Source organism: Aeromonas sp. sia0103, assembly GCF_963895295.1.
Taxonomy (GTDB): Bacteria; Pseudomonadota; Gammaproteobacteria; order Enterobacterales; family Aeromonadaceae; genus Aeromonas; species Aeromonas encheleia.
This window is the reverse complement of sequence record NZ_CAWQKG010000063.1, coordinates 22,371-39,489: the sequence shown is the minus strand read 5'-3', so window position 1 is coordinate 39,489 and position 17,119 is coordinate 22,371. Positions and strand designations below refer to the sequence as shown.

At 63.2% G+C, this 17,119-nt stretch carries 15 protein-coding genes, 4 tRNA genes and 1 pseudogene; 10 read left to right on the top strand and 10 right to left on the bottom strand.

The window, feature by feature from the left end; translation table 11 throughout:
- The first annotated feature begins 90 nt into the window (after nucleotides 1–90).
- The 5 genes from AACW18_RS21050 (at nucleotide 91) to AACW18_RS21030 (ending at nucleotide 1,229) form a co-directional block, all read left to right on the top strand.
- Nucleotides 91–167: transfer RNA gene (locus AACW18_RS21050), tRNA-Arg, on the top strand.
- 51 nt (nucleotides 168–218) lie between these two features.
- Nucleotides 219–294 (top strand) — tRNA-His (locus tag AACW18_RS21045).
- 20 nt (nucleotides 295–314) lie between these two features.
- Nucleotides 315–400: transfer RNA gene (locus AACW18_RS21040), tRNA-Leu, on the top strand.
- Between the two features lie 60 nt (nucleotides 401–460).
- Nucleotides 461–537 (top strand) — tRNA-Pro (locus tag AACW18_RS21035).
- A gap of 170 nt (nucleotides 538–707) precedes the next feature.
- A complete protein-coding gene (locus AACW18_RS21030; RefSeq protein WP_218389754.1) occupies nucleotides 708–1,229 on the top strand; it encodes an RICIN domain-containing protein in 522 nt (173 codons plus the stop codon).
- Between the two features lie 29 nt (nucleotides 1,230–1,258).
- Here the strand turns inward: AACW18_RS21030 and AACW18_RS21025 are convergent, their stop codons facing one another.
- Together AACW18_RS21025 and AACW18_RS21020 are read right to left on the bottom strand one after the other, a co-directional pair.
- Nucleotides 1,259–1,483, bottom strand: a complete 225-nt coding sequence (locus tag AACW18_RS21025) for a pyruvate kinase (RefSeq protein WP_218389753.1) — start codon at nucleotides 1,481–1,483, stop codon at nucleotides 1,259–1,261.
- Nucleotides 1,484–1,560: 77 nt separating this feature from the next.
- Nucleotides 1,561–2,898, bottom strand: a complete 1,338-nt coding sequence (locus AACW18_RS21020; protein WP_218389752.1) for an MFS transporter — start codon at nucleotides 2,896–2,898, stop codon at nucleotides 1,561–1,563.
- 307 nt (nucleotides 2,899–3,205) lie between these two features.
- On the opposite strand from AACW18_RS21020, the gene AACW18_RS21015 reads away from it, so the two are divergent.
- From AACW18_RS21015 to AACW18_RS21000, 4 genes are all read left to right on the top strand, one after another.
- Entirely contained in the window at nucleotides 3,206–4,453 is a 1,248-nt protein-coding gene (locus AACW18_RS21015) for an ABC transporter substrate-binding protein (protein WP_218389751.1), read from the top strand.
- Nucleotides 4,450–6,864, top strand: a complete 2,415-nt coding sequence (locus AACW18_RS21010) for an ATP-binding protein (RefSeq protein ID WP_218389750.1) — start codon at nucleotides 4,450–4,452, stop codon at nucleotides 6,862–6,864. The genes AACW18_RS21015 and AACW18_RS21010 overlap by 4 nt, the downstream gene beginning before the upstream one ends.
- Nucleotides 6,865–6,869: 5 nt before the next feature.
- Complete coding sequence (locus AACW18_RS21005) at nucleotides 6,870–8,147, top strand: sigma-54-dependent transcriptional regulator (RefSeq protein ID WP_218389749.1); 1,278 nt, start codon at nucleotides 6,870–6,872, stop codon at nucleotides 8,145–8,147.
- Nucleotides 8,148–8,228: 81 nt separating this feature from the next.
- The gene (locus tag AACW18_RS21000) at nucleotides 8,229–8,543 is read left to right on the top strand and encodes a hypothetical protein (protein WP_218389748.1); all 315 of its coding nucleotides are present in this window, start codon (nucleotides 8,229–8,231) and stop codon (nucleotides 8,541–8,543) included.
- A gap of 66 nt (nucleotides 8,544–8,609) precedes the next feature.
- Here the strand turns inward: AACW18_RS21000 and AACW18_RS20995 are convergent, their stop codons facing one another.
- The 8 genes and pseudogenes from AACW18_RS20995 to AACW18_RS20965 form a co-directional block, all read right to left on the bottom strand.
- Nucleotides 8,610–9,422, bottom strand: coding sequence for a Cof-type HAD-IIB family hydrolase (locus tag AACW18_RS20995; protein ID WP_218292576.1), 813 nt, complete (start codon nucleotides 9,420–9,422; stop codon nucleotides 8,610–8,612).
- Nucleotides 9,423–9,779: 357 nt separating this feature from the next.
- Nucleotides 9,780–10,820 (bottom strand): alpha/beta fold hydrolase, encoded by a 1,041-nt coding sequence (locus AACW18_RS20990; protein ID WP_218389747.1) that lies wholly within the window; start codon nucleotides 10,818–10,820, stop codon nucleotides 9,780–9,782.
- Nucleotides 10,810–11,556, bottom strand: a complete 747-nt coding sequence (trmH, locus tag AACW18_RS20985; protein ID WP_218389746.1) for a tRNA (guanosine(18)-2'-O)-methyltransferase TrmH — start codon at nucleotides 11,554–11,556, stop codon at nucleotides 10,810–10,812. Before trmH ends, AACW18_RS20990 begins: the two co-directional genes overlap by 11 nt.
- A 40-nt stretch (nucleotides 11,557–11,596) precedes the next feature.
- Nucleotides 11,597–11,668, bottom strand: a pseudogene (locus AACW18_RS21540) (tRNA (guanosine(18)-2'-O)-methyltransferase TrmH); the annotation flags it as partial.
- A 44-nt stretch (nucleotides 11,669–11,712) separates the two neighbouring features.
- Complete coding sequence (gene spoT, locus AACW18_RS20980; protein ID WP_042651544.1) at nucleotides 11,713–13,830, bottom strand: bifunctional GTP diphosphokinase/guanosine-3',5'-bis pyrophosphate 3'-pyrophosphohydrolase; 2,118 nt, start codon at nucleotides 13,828–13,830, stop codon at nucleotides 11,713–11,715.
- 128 nt (nucleotides 13,831–13,958) lie between these two features.
- Nucleotides 13,959–14,234 (bottom strand): DNA-directed RNA polymerase subunit omega, encoded by a 276-nt coding sequence (gene rpoZ, locus AACW18_RS20975; RefSeq protein ID WP_005307060.1) that lies wholly within the window; start codon nucleotides 14,232–14,234, stop codon nucleotides 13,959–13,961.
- Nucleotides 14,235–14,313: 79 nt separating this feature from the next.
- Nucleotides 14,314–14,940 carry a guanylate kinase gene (gene gmk, locus AACW18_RS20970; protein ID WP_042651543.1) on the bottom strand — a complete coding sequence of 209 codons (627 nt, stop codon included), beginning with the start codon at nucleotides 14,938–14,940 and terminating at the stop codon, nucleotides 14,314–14,316.
- A 295-nt stretch (nucleotides 14,941–15,235) separates the two neighbouring features.
- Nucleotides 15,236–16,291 (bottom strand): glycosyltransferase family 9 protein, encoded by a 1,056-nt coding sequence (locus AACW18_RS20965; protein WP_218389745.1) that lies wholly within the window; start codon nucleotides 16,289–16,291, stop codon nucleotides 15,236–15,238.
- Between the two features lie 96 nt (nucleotides 16,292–16,387).
- On the opposite strand from AACW18_RS20965, the gene AACW18_RS20960 reads away from it, so the two are divergent.
- On the top strand, nucleotides 16,388–17,101 hold the full coding sequence (locus AACW18_RS20960) for a 3-deoxy-D-manno-octulosonic acid kinase (protein WP_042651607.1): 714 nt from the start codon (nucleotides 16,388–16,390) through the stop codon (nucleotides 17,099–17,101).
- The last annotated feature ends 18 nt before the right edge of the window (nucleotides 17,102–17,119 follow it).

Below are 17,119 nucleotides of genomic sequence, written 5' to 3'. Positions count from 1 at the left end.
ATTGAAAAACAAGCGCTTGATTCATCGCAATAAAAAAAGAGTAGACAAGGTGGGCGCCATCATTAATAATGCGCCCCGTTCGACAGCGTAGCGCCCGTAGCTCAGCTGGATAGAGCGCTGCCCTCCGGAGGCAGAGGTCACAGGTTCGAATCCTGTCGGGCGCACCATCATAAGTGTGCCGGTTAAACGGGCGTTGTTGTGGAACGAAAACAGCTGTGGTGGCTGTAGCTCAGTTGGTAGAGTCCCGGATTGTGATTCCGGTTGTCGTGGGTTCGAGCCCCATCAGCCACCCCATTTTACAGCTTGTCAGGTATGCGAAGGTGGCGGAATTGGTAGACGCGCTAGCTTCAGGTGTTAGTGCCCCCCGGGTGTGAGGGTTCGAGTCCCTCTCTTCGCACCATACTTGCTGTATGACGAGGATGACCGTCTGGTCGTCTTTGTGTTTTAAGAAGTACCCCATCGGTGATTAGCGCAGCCCGGTAGCGCATCTGGTTTGGGACCAGAGGGTCAAAGGTTCGAATCCTTTATCACCGACCACATTATGAAAACCCCGCTTCGGCGGGGTTTTTGCTTTTCAGCCTTGCCTGCCAGCGTCCTGTCACGTCTTATTACATTTCTGTTGGCGCCTGCTCGCCTCGAGTCCGTTATGCTGGGCGTCAGAGCCACGAGACAGTGGACATCCTCGAACACATCCAGGCACAGGCGATATGCACCACCATACCTTTACCCTTCACTCCTGCGTGCTCGCCCTGGCGGCTCTGCTGCTCGGCGGTTGTGCGTTGCAACCCAAGCCGAAGGATCTCCTGATGGCCGCCGCGCCCAAGTCGTCCATGGCGGCAGCGCCGGCCACGATCGTGACCAGCGGCGGATTCTGCGTGACCCTGAGCGAGCAGGGGACGCTGCTGACCCAGCCCTGCGATCAGAGCCCAAGCCAGCAGTTCAGCTGGGATGTGGGGGCCCTGCAGCTGGCCCAGCGTTGCCTGATCGCCAACGGCGCTGATGAGCTCGCCATGGGGGACTGCCAGGATGGCAGCCGTCAATGGCAGTGGCAGGACGATCGGCTGTTCAATCGGCAGGCCTCCCTGTGTCTGGATGTGGCCGGCAGCCGCCACAAGCCCGCGGTGCCGCTGCGGCTGGCCGAGTGTTTTGGCGGTGCCAATCAGAGCTTCGAGTGGAAGCGATCCGGCAGCATGCTGGATCTCCTGAGTCTGGAAAATCTCGCCTGGTAACACCCGCCAGCGGCGTGTGACTGTGTCGCTTAGATTGGCGTGGCAGCTGCTTGGAGCTGGCTCTGGATGCCGATCTGTACCCCGAGCCGGCTGGCGGCCTCGCGGATCCGCCCTGCGAGTTGTCTATGCTGCTCGCCGCTGCCGTGGGAAAAGTTCAGCCGAAAGACGTTGACCCCGGCCAGGATCAGCTTCTCCACCATCTCGGTGCAGGCGCTGGTGGGGCCAAGGGTGGCGATGATCTTGGTTTTACGCATAGGGATGAATCCTCTCTGGTGGGTCTGGGAGACAAAAAAGGTGGTCAATTGACCACCTTTTTCACGCCTGTTTGTCGTCAGTAGTTCACGACTTTTTTGGCATTCCACACCGTCAGGGCGAGCAGCATGGAGACCACCGAGGCACCGAGCCAGAAGTACTGGGCGCTGCTGAAGTCGTAGTGGGTGACGCCATCGACCACGCTGGTCTCGATCAGGGCGGCGGAGACCAGCTCCTGGCCGGAGGCGGCGATGTAGGAGCACAGACCGATGAAGCCCTTCACCGCACCCACCGCCGTCTTGGGCATCAGGTCGCAGGCGGTCAGGCCGGCCAGGAACACCACCAGACCCCCGATGGAGTAGCCGATCAGGGAGAGGGCGACGGCATCCATCATGCGGCTCTGGGGACCCCAGAACATCAGGCACATACCGGCGATGTTGGCCAGGCCGTACAGCAGGGTCGGGATGTGGCGGTTGGAGTTGAATACCTTGTCGGAGATGACCCCGGCCAGGATGGCGCCGATGAAACCGGCGATGGGGTAGGCGGACATGGCGAAGCCGGCATCGATCAGGCTGTAGCCCTTCTGCTCCTGCAGATAGAGCACGGCCCAGGAGCTCATGGCGTAGCGGGACATGTACATGCAGGCGCAGGCGGCGGCGATGAGCCAGACGGTCGGCTGCTTGAGGATGAACAGCTGGGCGCGGCGGATCTCGGCCGGCTCGACCTTCTTGGCGATCTCGGGCGCCTCACCGAAGGCAACGGCAGGCTCGGGCAGGGCATAGGTCTGCGGGCGGTCTTTCAGGACCAGGAACATGAAGATGGCGGCGATCCCCGAGGCGATGCCGGCGCCGATGAAGCCGGCCTGCCAGCCGAAGTAGCTGACGACGGAGGCGGTCAGGATCCAGGAGATGCCTTCCCCTATGTTGCGCGAGCCGCCCCAGATGGAGTAGACGGAGCCACGCTGCTTGGGAGAGAACCACTGGAAGATGGAGACGCAGGAGGGCGCCGAGCCGATGGACTGGAACCAGCCGTTCAGACCCCACATCAGCACCAGGAAGAAGGTGGCTGTGTTCATGCCCATGAAGATGGTGCAGATCGCGGAGGCACCCAGAGCGACCGACATGAAGCGGCCTATGTTGGCGTAATCCGCCAGGAAGCCATTGGAGAACTTGCCGACCGCATAGGTGAACAGGAAGGCCGAGCCGATGACACCCAGCTCATCCAGGGTGACGATGCCGGCATCCAGCAGGGGCTTCTTGACCACGTTCAGGCTCATGCGAACCACGTAGAACATGGCGTAACCCAGCACCAGACCCAGGAAGACCTGCCACTGATACTTGCGATAGATGGATTTTATCTTGTCCGGCGAGGCGTCCATGACCGGCAGGTCGGCTCGCGTCTTGAAGAAGTTGAACATGCTGTGCTCCGTGAGTGTGGGTAGCGGAAGTGCAGAGAGGCTCTGACTGTCGGCGCCATCTTAGGGAGGCTGTTCTGGTCCTGACAAAACGCGCTTTTCGGGTCATTTGTGACTCAAGGTGCCGGGATCCTGAGTCAGAAATGGCCTGTTTCGTCTGGTTCGCTCCGGCGGGATCAAAGACAATAAGGCACAGGAATGAGGGGAATGAGTCAGATCCGGCCCATGGCCCCGGCCAGGCGTTTTTGACCGGATCCCGAATCTTTGATCGCTCGCACACATTCGATGACAACAGGGGCATCCAGCCGCCATGCAAACAGATTGCCGATTGCTCTCCATGTTGCTGCTGCTCTGTGGCGGGTTCAGCGCCGGGGCCGTGGCGGCCTCGCTGACGGTGCTGACCTCCTTCTCCGAGACCCCGGTCAAGGCCATGGTGGCGGGGTTCACCGAGGCCAATCCCGGGGTCAGGGTGGAGGTGATCTACAGGCGTACCTTGCCCGCCCTGCGGCTGTTGACCCAGGCCGATGGCGCTCCGGTCGACATAGTGCTCTCCTCGTCCCCCACCTTCTTTCACTCCCTCGACAAGGCGGGCCTGCTGACTGAGTTGCCGATCGAGAGCCGGGCCCCGGCCTGGTTGAGCCCGCATACCATGGGGCTGGAGGACAAGGTGGCGGTGGTCGGCTATTCCGGCATCGGCATCATGTACAACAGGCGCTACCTGGAGAAATACCGGCTGCCGGTACCGACCAGTTGGCAGAGCCTGACCGACCCCGTCTTCATGGGCCATGTGATGATGAGTTCCCCCTCCCAGTCCGGCACCACCCACATGATGGTGGAGAGCATACTGCAGCAATATGGCTGGCAGCGGGGCTGGGCCATGCTGATGCAGATAGGCGGCAACCTGTCCGCCATCACGGCCCGCAGCTTCGGGGTCAGCGACGGCATCAGCCGCGGGCTGGCGGGGGTCGGCCTGGTGATTGAGAGCTACGCCCGCACCAGCCAGGCCCGCTTCGATCACCTCGGCTTCACCCCTCTGCCGCAGGCGGCGATCCTGCCGACCTACCTGGCGGTGACCCGCAGCAGCCGGCAATCGGCGCTGGCCGGCCAGTTCATCGATTACCTGCTCTCGGCGCAGGGGCAGGCCATAGTCGGCACCTCGGAGATGGCCAAGGTGACGCTCACCGAGCCGAAGCTGGCGCAGCAGACCGAGTTCGTGATCGACAAGGAGCTGCTCTATCGCCGTGCCAGCCTGCTGAAGGGGTTGTTCGAGCAGACCATCACCCAGCAGTTGCCCAAGCTGCGGCTCACCTGGCAGGGCATCGCCGAGGTGGATGCCGGGCGGGCGGCCCTGCTGGCCGAGGCCAGGGCCCTGGCCAGTACACCGCCCCTGAGCGAGGCGCAGGCGCAGGATCCGGCCATTCAGGCGCTGTTCGATGCGCTCTACGAGCAGGACAGGCCCAATCCCCAGGCCGAGCATCTGCTGCATCAGTGGCGCCAGCTCACCCGAAACAATCTGGCGGCCGCCGTGGCGCTGGTAGAGCGGGCGGCCAAGCCATGAGGCGCTGGCGACTGCGCTGGCCCGGTACCCTGGGGCGGCGGCTCATGCTCTCCTTCGTGGCCATCACGGCCCTGGCGCTCGCCATGGGGGGCACCGCCTACGTGATGTGGGATCGGTTGGGCAGCCAGGTGGGGCTGATCGTCGAGGAGAGCCTGCCAGCCATCGACGAGGCCTACCGGCTGGAGCGGGCCAGCTCCCGCTTGCTGCTGCAGCTGGCCCAGCTCAGGGACGCGCGCACCCTTGGGGATCACCAGCGGCTCTCCCGTCAGGTGTCGGTGACCCTGCAGCAGATGCGCCAATCCTCCCTCTCCAGCAGCCCGGACAACAGGGAGACCCCCGGCCAGCGCCAGGCCTTCGCCGAGCTCGGCGAGCGGGTCGAGCGCCACGCCGGCTACCTGCGCCAGCAGCTGGATCACCAGGAGATGCTGAGCCAGATGCAGAAGCGCAGCAGCTGGCTGCATCAGGATCTGGTCGAGGAGGTGGCGCCCCTGTTGCAGGAGGTGGAGTGGCACCTGACCGGCATGGTCGAGAGCCATGCGCAGCAGGAGAACCTGGCGGAAGTCATCAAGGAGTTCTCCGCCCTGCAGGATCTCACCTTCAAGGAGAACGAGCTGCAGAGCCTAGTGGAGGAGGTAATGGCGCAGCGTTATCAGCAGGATCTGGAGAGTGCCTTCCTGTTTATCGGTTACAAGATCGACGAGATCGACGGCCTGACCGCTCGTCTCGCCGATTACCCCTCGACGGTGAGCTACCGCCAGATCCTCGAAGAGATAGTCACCCTGGTCAAACCCGGCGGCCAGCTGCAGCGGCTGCTGACCGCCGACGTGCAGACCCATCAACAGTTGCAGGCGCTGCGTCCCCAGCTGGATGAGTCCGTCTCCGGCTATCATGCCAGGGTGAGCCGGGTGGTGACCGAGGCCAACCAGGCGCTGCGCACCCTGGGCCATGACAGCCACCGCATGGTGGCCACCGGCAAGACGGTGATCCTGGTGGGCCTGAGCCTCTCGCTGCTGATCGGGGGTTTCGTGCTGGTGGTGCTGATCGGACGGCGGCTGATCCGGCGGCTGGACATCCTCGGCCAGGATCTGGCCAGGGTCGCCGCCGGCCAACTGGAGCAACCGATCAAGACTGCCGGGCGGGACGAGATCGGCCGCCTGGGGGAGAGCCTGCGCAGCTTCTGCGAGCAGCTGCAGCAGATGGAGAAGAGCAACGCCCTCAACCTCATCAACAACACCCAGGCCTCCCTCATCACCTGCCATCCGGACGGCACCATAGAGTCCGTCAACCTGAGCGCCCTGACCCTGTTCCAGCAGAGCGCCATCGCGCCTGAGCAGCCGCTGTGGCAGCTGTTTCCCGGTGAGGGCTACGCCATGCTGGCGGCCCAGTTCCTGCCCGATCAGCCGTTGCAGCGGCTCGGCAGCAGCGAATGCACCCTGGCCGCCGAGCTGGCGGGGCAGGTGCGCTACCTGCATTTCAACTTCCGCCGCTTCGAGCAGGCCAGACGCTCCAAGTTCATCATCACCATCACGGATGTGACCCGCCAGGAGCTGACCGCCAGGGAGCTGGGGCTGCTGGTGGCGGAGCGCACCCTTGAGCTGACCGAGAATAACCGGCGCCTGGCCGAGGAGGTGGAGCAGCGGGAGCAGGCCCAGCGCAACCTGCTGCAGACCCAGGACGAGCTGATCCAGGCGGCCAAGATGGCGGTGGTCGGCCAGGCCATGACCAGCCTGGCCCATGAGCTCAACCAGCCGCTGTCGGCCATGATGACCTACCTCTACACCAGCCGGCTGGCGCTGGCGAGCGGGGAGAGCCAGCGGCTAGCCCAAGAGCTGGACAAGATAGAGCGGCTCGGTCAGCGCATGAATCGCATCATCACGGCGCTGCGCAACTTTGCCCGCAAGTCGCCCCAGCTCGATGCCCTGGCTCGGCTTGACCTGCATGAGCTGGCGGAGCAGTCCCTACTGCTGGTGGAGAACCGCGCCAGGCGTGAGGGTTGCCAGCTGCACAACGAGCTGCCCCCCGCGCTCTGGATCCAGGCCGACCCCGGTCTGGTGGAGCAGGTGCTGGTCAACCTGCTGGTAAACGGTCTCGATGCCATCGCCGGGCGGGAGTCGCGCCGGCTGCGCCTGCTGCTGCTCGAGCGGGGGAGTGAGCGGGTGCGCATCGCCCTGTGTGACAGCGGCCCCGGCTTCGCCGAGGCGATTCTGCCCAGGCTGTTCATCCCCTTCACCAGCTCCAAGGAGGTGGGGCTCGGCCTGGGGTTGACCATCTGCCGCTCCCTGCTGGCGCGCTGCGCCGGCGAGATCTGGCTGGGCTCGGCCCTGGATGGCGGGGCCATGGTGGTGCTGGAGTTTGCCGTCGCCGCACCGAATCTGCCGATGAGCCATACCTATCATGACCCGCGGGAGTGAGAACCATGCTGTTGACCCCTAATCGCCCCACTGACGTGCTGCTGGTGGATGATGATGAGGACGTGCTGGAGTCCTATTGCCATCTGCTTGGCCTGTCAGGCTATAGGCCCAAGGGCACCGCCAACCCTGAGCAGGCGCTGGCCCAGCTCGACGAGCACTGGCCCGGCGTGCTGGTGTCGGACATCTATATGCCGGCGATGAATGGCCTGGATCTGCTGGCCAGGGTGCGCCAGATCGATGCCGAGCTCCCGGTGATCCTGATCACCGGGCACGGCGACATCCCCCTGGCGGTCAGGGCGGTCAAGCAGGGAGCCTTCGATTTTTTGGAGAAACCGCTGAATCCGGAGGCCCTGCTGGATCTGCTGGCGCGCGCCATGGCGCGCAGGCGCGAGGTGCTGGCCCGGCGCGGCGAGATCCAGACGGCTGTGGATCATCAGCTGATCGGTACCAGCCCGCAGATAGTCACCCTGCGCCATCAACTCAACCAGCTGGCCCAGACCGACAAGGATCTCCTGCTGGAGGGGGAGCCTGGCAGCGGCCGCCATACCCTGGCCGAGTTGTTGCACCGCATAGGCGCGCGCAAGGCGCAACCGCTGCAGTTGCACGACTGCGCCGCGGCCCCCGAGCTGGCGGCGCTGAAGGAGAGCCTGGCGCTCAGCAGCGGCGGCACCTTGGTGCTGCAGGCGCCGGCCCGCCTGACGCCTGAGTGCCAGCGCTGGTTGGGGGGGCTGCTGCTGGAGCAGGAGCGCAAGGGCAACAAGGAGCGGCGCACCCTGGCGTTGTTTGACGAGGCGCCCGAGCAGCTGGTGGAGCGCCACCTGCTGATGCCTGAGCTCTATTACTACCTCTCCCAGGTGCGGCTCAAGCTGCCCCGCCTGGCGGAGCGCAGCTGCGACATCATTCCCCTGTTTCGCGCCTTCCTGCACCAGGGCTGCAAGCGCATCGGCCGGCCTGCGCCCCAGGTGGATCGCGCCTATCTGGAGACGCTCAAGCGCCATCAATGGCCGGGCAACATCCGGGAGCTGCGCAACGTGGCCGAGCTCTATGCGGTGGGCATCATCAAGCTGGCCGGAGTCGAGCGCGCCATCCCAGCCGCCAATGCCAGGGAGCCCCTCGACGATCTGGTGGAGGAGTACGAGAAGCGGGTGATAGAGGACACCCTGTTCCTGTTCTCCGGGCGGGTGAGCGAGGCCGCCAGCTACCTCGGCATCCCGCGCAAGAAGCTCTACCTGCGCATGAAGAAGCACAATCTGGAGAAGGAGCGGTTCAAGCCCGGCAGCTGAGGCGTCGGACGCGGCTCGGCGTTTCCCAATTGGCGGGCTCTGGCCGATACTGAGGCAGTCTGGATGGCGAGGGAGAACGACATGAGATGCCCACACTGCATGAGCCTGGGAGTCGAGAAGGTAAGAGATGAACGGGTCGGTCGGGCCTGTGCATTGGGCTGTGGCGCGGCGGGAGGCTATGCCTGCGCGGCGACTTTCGCCAAGATCGGGGCCGGGCTGGGGGCTACTCTGGGGGGGATAGGAGTACCCATTGGCGCTATCGCGGGTGCCCTGAGCGGCGCCCTGGTCGGCGGTGCGACCGGTGGCGGGGTCGGGCTATGGCTCGGCCGCACCCTGGATCGCCAGATCTCCCAGCAATACTGGTGCAAGGAGTGCGACCACCGTTTCAGGCGATGAGTGCCTGCCGTTGAAACGATGGCCTTATGGCCATGGCGACCTGAGGGATCGCCAGGAGAGGGGCTATCAGGCGGTGCCGACGGTACTGAGGGCGAACAGCTGCTCCAGGTAGACGGCAACGCCATCTTCATCGGCAGTCAGGGTCTGCTCGTGGTCCGGCAGGGCCAGCTTGAGGCGATCGTGGGCGTTGCCCATCACCACACCGCGCCCCACCATGCTCAGCATCTCGAAGTCATTCATGCCATCCCCGAAGGCGATCGCCTGGGACATCTCCAGCCCGTTCTGCTCCAGCACGGCGCGCACGGCGTTACCCTTGTGCACCCCGGCGTGCATCACTTCCAGGCAATCCGGCAGGGAGAAGGTGACGTTGAGTCGATCACCATAATGCTGGTTGAGCTTGGCCTCGATCTGCAGCAGCTGCTCGTGCTCGCCGATGTAGAACACCTTGTTGATCTTGTCCGTCGGGTGAGTGCTGAAGTCGACCAGGCGGTAGGCGAAGCCGGACTCTTCATGGAACTGCAGCATCTTGGGCATCTCTTCTTCCACCAGCCACTCGTCGCCGTAGTAGACGTTGAGGTGGATGTCGGGGTCCCGCTCCAGCGCGATCAACTCGGCCGCGACTGTGCTCGGCAGCGTCTGGTTGAAGATGAGCCGATCCTGCTTGTCATGGACCACGGCGCCGTTGGAGGTGATGAGGTAGATGTCCAGCCCCAGCGCATCGCGAATGCTGCGCACATCCACATGGTGACGGCCGGTGGCCACCACGAACTTGATCCCCTGATCGACCAGACGGTGCAGGGTGTCACGGGTGCGGGGGGAGATCTGGTGCTGCTTGTTGAGCAGGGTGCCATCGAGATCGGATACAACTACCTTGAACATCATTACCTCGGCATCAATTGAACGCCGGGGCAGTGTACCCCAGCGTTTTGCGTCGCCCCATTTATTTAGGGATCCAAAAAATAACCAGACTTAGGGTCTGTTGGCGTTTCGGCGCAAACCGCGTTGCTGTGACAAATGACACCAGGCTAGGCGCGGGACGCTGGCAATGGTCATTCCCTTGGCAAGTCCTGCAACAACGCATGGCGTCATTTGCCGTGCAACCCGCAGGAACGGGTCAATTTTTTGCGCGTAACGTCGATACTCGACGACTCATTTGGGCGACCAAACTTCACATCTCGCGCCTAGCTACGCGCAAAAACTGACGCCGTCGCGGTCGTGACGAAATGTCAACAGACCCTAGAAGCGGGCGAAGAAGTCCAGGGTCGCGGTCAGTGCGGGCAGGCGCTGGGCGTCGGCCTCGATAAACAGCTCGTGCCAGCCCCCTTCGATGCGCAGCGGCTTGCCCCCTTCACACTGGAGTCGGGCACAGAAGCTGTCCTGGGCCAGGTTGTCGACTATGCCGTCTTCCCCCGCCTGGATCAGCAGCAGCGGCGTCTTGATCCTGTCTGCCTCCGCGATGGCGGCATCCCCGGCCTTGATGCCCTCGCGGATCCAGTGCGCCGTCACCCCGCCCAGCTTGATCTGCGGACGCTGCTCATAGAGCTGGCGGAACGCCTGGTAGCGGGGCTCGCTGTGGCTAAGGCCATTGTCGGCAAATTCATGAGAGACATAGCCGGATTGGCCCGGGCCATAGGGGGGCTCGCCCCACCAGCTGCCGACGGTATCCATGGTGGCCGCCAGCCCCTGGGCCAGCCATTTGGGCAGGCCGCCGAGGTTGATGCCCAGCATGGGGGAGGAGAGCACGGCCGCCTTGATGTCATCCGGCCAGCGTTCCAGATAGCGCGCCGAGATGGCGCCCCCCATGGAGTGGGCCAGCAGGAACAGCTTGGCGGGCTGGTCCGCGACTATGACCTCGTCGTGGAACTGCTTCAGATCCAGCACATAGTCGTCGAAGTCGGCGACATAGCCCTTCTCTGGATCGGCCAGCATGCGGCCGGACAGCCCCTGGCCGCGGTGATCGATGAGGTAGAGGCTGTAGCCCTGACGCCACAGATCCCAGGCCAGCTCCTGATACTTGAGGTAGCTCTCGACCCGGCCGTTGACGATGAGGATGGCTCTGTCCACCTTGGCCTGGCGCAGGGCGGCGTAGCGGATGGGGATCCCGTCCTTGCCCTTGAACTCCCCTTCGACCGCATGGTCGCGCCAGAAGTCGGGCAGGGTCTGCTGATACAGGGCCGGGACCTCGGCTTCCGTGGTGAGGTGATAGGGGTTGTTCACGGCGAGGGCTCCGGCAGAAAACAGGGTCAAGGCCAGCAGCGGCAGGCAGTTAACTTTCATCGGATGGATACTCCATGTCCATAGGGTCTTCCTGCTGTGCGGCCCAGCCTTTGCGGGTCAGTTGCATCTGTTGCCACCAGGCCTCGTCCGCCAGGATTTCGCCGGCCGGACCGAGCTGGGGATAGGGCATCTCTTTTTCTTTGCAGAGCTGGGCATAGATGGGATAGCCCCCCTCGAACAAGATGCTGTTCTGCTCCTCCAGGCTGAGCGGGCAGCCGCGCTGGTAGCAGCCGGCCAGCTCGCGCTGGCGCTGGGCCTCGTACAGGATGGCGGCGGCGGCCACCGAGACGTTGAGGGACTGCACCATGCCCACCATGGGGATGACGATATGGTGATCGGCCAGCGCCAGCGCCTCTTCCCCTATGCCGTGCTTCTCCTGGCCGACCAGGATAGCGGTGGGTCTGGTGTAGTCGATGGCACGAAAGTCCACCGAGCTGTCCGAGAGGTGGGTCGCCAGGATCTGCATGCCGGCGGCCTTCAGCTCGCCGACGGCGGTGCCTATGTCCGGGTGCAACTGCACATCCACCCAGTTCTGGCTGCCACGGGCGGTGCCCTTGCGGGGATGAATGGAGGTCTTGGGCCAGACTGCATGCACCCTGTGGATGCCGATGGCATCGGCGGTGCGCACTATGGCGGCCAGGTTGTGAGGCTTGTGGACCTCTTCCATGCAGACGGTCAGATCGAGCTGGCGCATGGCCAGCATGTCGGAGATCCGTTTAAAGCGTTCAGGTGTCATATCAGTTTCTATGCAGTGAGGCTTGTGCACTCTTCCCGTGCATGCAGACGGTCAGGTCGAGCTGGCGCATGGCCAGCATGTCGGAGATGCGTTTGAAGCGTTCGGGAGTCATGGGTTGTCTCTATAAAAGCAGCAGGCGGCTTGCGCCGCCTGTGTTCAGTTCTTCTGTCGGCTCACCCTGAGCACGTTGGGCATCACGCGGATCTTGCGCATGATGTTGGCCAGATGAATGCGGCTCTTGGTGGTGATGAGCAGGGTGACCAGATAGACCCGGCCATCCTTCTCTTCGGTGCTGATGGCATGGATGTTGGCACCGGTGGCGGCAATCACGTTGGCCAGCTCCGCCAGCGCACCCTGATGGTTGATGATCTCGATGCTGATGCCGGTGCGGAATTCCTGCTCCTGCTCCTGGTCCACCTCCCACTGTACCGGCAGGTACTTGTCCGGTTCGCGGCTGTAGCCCTTGATGTTGCGGCAGGACTCCTGGTGGATCACCAGCCCCTTGCCCGGACTGAGGTGAGCGATGATGGCATCCCCCGGGATCGGGCGGCAGCAGTTGGCGAAGGTGACCAGCATGCCGTCGGCCCCCTTGATCGGCATCTTCTTGCTGCTGGACTTCGGCTGTTCTTCCGGCGGCAGCTCATCCCCCAGCATGCGGCGCGCCACCATGACGCTCATGGCGTTGCCGAGACCGACGTCGGCCAGCAGGCCCTGCAGGTTCTCGTGCTTGGTGTCGGCCAGCACCTGCTTGATGCGCGGCTCCGGGATGTCTTCGATGTTCTTGACGCCGAGCGCATGGTTGAGCAGGCGGCGACCCAGCACCACCGACTCTTCGGTGCGCAGGTTCTTGAGGAACTGGCGGATCTTGGAGCGCGCCTTGGTGGTCACCACGAAGTTGAGCCAGGCCGCATTGGGACGAGCGCCCGGCGCCGTGATGATCTCCACCGTCTGACCCGAGTGCAGCGGGCTGCTCAGCGGATAGGGGTGTCTGTCGACCCGGGCGCCGACGCAGGCATGGCCGATGTCGGTGTGCACCGTGTAAGCGAAGTCCACCGGGGTGGCACCGGCGGGCAGCTCCATGATGCGGCCCTCCGGAGTGAAGACATAGATCTCGTCCGGGAACAGGTCGGTCTTGACCCCTTCGATGAACTCGAACGAGCTGCCGGCGCTCTGTTGCAACTCCAGCAGGCTCTGCATCCAGCGCTGGGCGCGGATCTGGGCCGTGGTGCCCGAGCTGTCGCCATCCTGCTTGTAGGCCCAGTGGGCGGCGACGCCCTTATCGGCCATCTGATCCATGAACTCGGTGCGGATCTGCACCTCGACCGGCACCCCGTGCGGCCCCACCAAGGAGGTGTGCAGCGACTGGTAGCCGTTGGTCTTGGGGATGGAGATGTAATCCTTGAAGCGGCCGGGGCGCGGCTTGTAGAGGCTGTGCATCTGCCCCAGCACCCGGTAACAGGTATCTATGTCCTTCACCCTGACGCGAAAGGCGTAGATATCCATTACCTCATGAAATTGCAGCTCTTTTTTCTCCATCTTGTTGTAGATGGAGAACAGATTCTTCTCGCGGCCGCTAACCTGGGCGTCGATGCCGGCCTCGCGCAGGCGACCCTCAATCTCACTCTGGATGGAGTCGATGATCTCGCGGCGATTGCCACGGGCGCGGCGTACCGATTCCCGCAGCACCCGGGAGCGCATGGGGTAGAGCGCCTCGAAGCCGAGCTCTTCCAGCTCGTTCTTCATGGTGTGGATGCCGAGCCGGTTGGCGATGGGGGCGAAGATCTCCAGCGTCTCGCGGGCGATGCGGCGGCGCTTGTCCGGGCGCAGTGAGCCCAGCGTGCGCATGTTGTGGGTGCGGTCGGCCAGCTTGATCAGGATGACCCGGATGTCCTGGGTCATGGCCATCATCATCTTGCGGAAGTTCTCGGCCTGGGCTTCCTTGCGATCGCGGAACTTCAGCTTGTCGAGTTTGGATACGCCCGAGACCAGCTCGGCGACGGCTTTGCCGAACAGTTCGGCCAGATCGTCCTTGGTGACCGGGGTGTCTTCGATGACGTCGTGCAGCACGGCCGCCATCAGGGTTTCATGATCGAGACGCATGTCGCCCAGGATACGGGCCACGGCAACCGGGTGGGTGATGTAGGGCTCGCCGCTGGAACGCATCTGTCCCTGGTGGGCATCACGGGCCACCACATAGGCTTGCCTGAGCTTCTCAACCTGCTCGGATGGCAGGTAGGAACTGGCTATTTCTTTAAGGTTTTCAAATAAATACAAGACAGTCCCCGCAGCGGTGAAACGGCAATCCGTGGAATTGAGGGTATGCCTCTGAGTTTGCGAGGTTTTCGAGCGGTTGTAAATGGGAAGAAGTCGGCACCCGGGCGGGTGCCAACCGGAAGAATTACTTAACCGCGGCCTTCGGCGATGGCAGCAACGGCAGCCAGCTCGGCGGCTTCCTGCTCTTGCTGCTCGTAGCGGTCCTGGGTGTCCATCACTTGATTGTTCACCAGACCCAGCTCGATCTCGCGCAGGGCGATCACGGTCGGCTTGTCGTTCTCTTCGTCGACCAGGGGATCTTTACCTTGTACCGCGATTTGACGGGCGCGGCGCGCGGCGACCAGCACCAGGTCAAAACGGTTACCTACCTGTTTTACAGCATCTTCTACAGTAACGCGTGCCATGCAGGACTCCAGTGTTTAGGCTTTCTATGGTTAGAAAAGCGGTGTTTAAAAATGACGCAAAAGTTTACTTGTTTTCGGCCTATTCTGCCAGTAACTGTTGCAGCAAGTTTTGTTGGGCCCGCTGTTGCTGGTGCATTTCCAGCCGCTGGCACTCGATGATGGCCCTGAGCTGGAACAGCGCCTGCTCAAAGTCGTCGTTGATAATGACATAGTCATATTCGTCATAGTGCACCATTTCGGCAATGGCTTTCGCCATCCGGCCGGCAATCACCTCGGCGCTGTCCTGGCCGCGCCCGATCAGACGCTGCTCCAGCTCCTGGCGGCTGGGGGGCAGGATGAAGATGGATTTGGTCGGCATCAGCTCGCGGATCTGGCGGGCACCCTGCCAGTCGATGTCGAGGAAGACGTCTATGCCCTGGGCCAGACAGGCTTCGATGGCGGCGCGGGAGGTGCCGTAGTAGTTGCCGAACACCTCGGCCCACTCCAGAAAGTCACCGCGGGCGATCAGCTCCTTGAAGGTTTCCACCTGCACGAAGTGGTAGTGCACCCCGTTCTCTTCACCGGGACGCATGGCGCGGGTGGTGTGGGAGACCGACAGCTGCATCTTGCCAGCATCGTTATGTTTGGTCAGCAAGGCATTGATCAGGCTGGATTTACCGGCCCCGCTCGGAGAAGAGATGATGTAGAGAGTGCCTTGTTGCGCCATGTCTGTACCTTTAAGCGATGACAGTGTTTTGGTTGTAGCAGAGACCGCCGTCTTGTGCCCAGAAGGGAGACAGTCGCTCGCAAAACACGGAAAAATCAGAATCAGGGGGATGTAAAGGCGGCAAATGTTAGCAGATGGCGGCGGATAAAAAAACGGCCGGAATCATATTCCAGCCGATCAAAGTATTCGTAGCTTGCTGCGGGAGCGTTACCCACAGCCCGCATTCTGCCTCGCCCGGGAGGGGAGGGCCATCAGATTATCCCAGCCTCATGGCTCGGAATTTCCGAGTTCCCCCTCAGCCGGGCAGCTGGCGATCCGTGCAGAGCCGATCGAAGGCGGCGATGACCCGCTCGCTCGTTATCTTGCTCATGGCGTCCGGATCCTTGAGGCGGGTGCGCCAGCTCAGCTCGGCCAGCGGCTTGCCGGTCTCCTGCTCGATCAGCTCCTGATAGACGCTGACCGCATAGTCGCGGCACAGATAGGGGCCGGTGCGCGCCGGATTGTGATGGGCATAGAGGCCGATGACCGGGGTACCCACCAGGGTAGCCATGTGGGTGGGGCCTGTGTCCGGCGCCAGCACCAGGCTGGCTTCGGCGATCAGCGCCAGCAGTTGCTTGAGGTTGGTCTGTCCCACCAGATCGACCGGCTGGCTCAGGCTCAGTCGCTGGATGTCGGCGGCCAGATCCCGCTCCAGTTTGGCGGGGCCGCCGCAGAGATAGACTTGAAAGCCCTTGCTGGCGGCGTGATCCGCGAGGGCGGCATAGCCTTCGGCGGTCCAGTTCTTGAACGCCTTGCTGGCGGCGGCGCAGATGAGCAGGGTCGGCTTGCCGCCAATCTTCTCCCGGGCCCAGGCTTGATGCTCGGCGCTAATGGGCAGTTGCCAGTCCGGGGTCAGATCCCGGATGCCCAGCTCTGCGGCGAAGGCGAGGAAGCCGTCGAGCACATGGGGGGAGGCGGGGGAATGCACCCTGTGGTTGGTGAACAGCCACTGACCGTCGTTGGCGCGTTCCTTATCGAAGCCGAGTTTTACTTTGGCCTTGATGCCGAGGGTGGCGATGCTGGCCCGCAGGGCGGCCTGCAGGTGGAGCAGGGCATCGAACTCGCGTCCCTTGAGGGTCTGCCACAGCGCGCGATAACCGCGCCAACCCTGGCTCTTGTCGAAGGCGATGACCTCCACCCCGGGCAGATCGGAGAAGAGCGTCGCCTCGATTTTCCCGGTGATCCAGGTGATGCGGGTCTCGGGCCATGCCCGCTGAATGACGCGCACCAGCGCCAGTGCGTGGCAGCAATCCCCGATGGCGGAGAGCCGCAGGATGCAGATGGAAGAGGGCGGCGTTTGGAACAACGGCATGATGTGGCGCAATGGTGGCAAAATGGATGGATGGCATTATGCAAACTCCCTTGTGGATTGTAAAATTGCGCCCATCTACCGATCGGAATTCTCATGATGTTGACACAGACCGCCCATAACCAGATCTGCTGGTATGCCGAAGGGGCCTTTCGTGACCCTTCCCCTGCGTTGTTCGACCCGGCCTGGTGGCAGACGCACCGCCAGGTGGTGGGCTCCTCCATCGGTCGCGGGGTGACCTGGTTTGTGAAGGATGAGTCCCGTCATCTGGTGCTGCGCCACTACTACCGCGGAGGCCTGGTGGGCAAGGTGGTGCGGGATCGCTTCTGGTTCGAAGGGGTGGAGACGAGCCGCGCCATGGCCGAATATCGCCTGCTGGCCCAGCTGAGCGAGCGGGGTCTGCCGGTGCCGCGTCCGTTTGCGGCCCGCATGGCCAAGCAGGGTCCCTTCTATCGGGCCGATATCCTGATCGAGCGCATCCGTGGTGCCAAGGATCTGGTGGCGCTGCTCAAGCAGGGCGCCATCGCCGGCGAGGTGTGGCACCGGGTGGGCCAGACGGTACGCCAGCTGCACGATGCCGGCGTCTATCACGCCGATCTCAACAGCCACAACCTGCTGCTCGATAAGGATGGCAAGGTGTGGGTGATCGATTTCGACAAGGGCGCCATCCGCTCCCCCGGCAGCTGGCAGCAGGCGAACCTGGAGCGGCTGCTGCGCTCCTTCAACAAAGAGTCCCAGCTGCACACCAGCTTCCACTTCGTGCCGGAGAACTGGCAGGCGCTGATGGCAGGTTATCAGGGGCACGCTGGTTAAGCCTCAATTGCATACAGG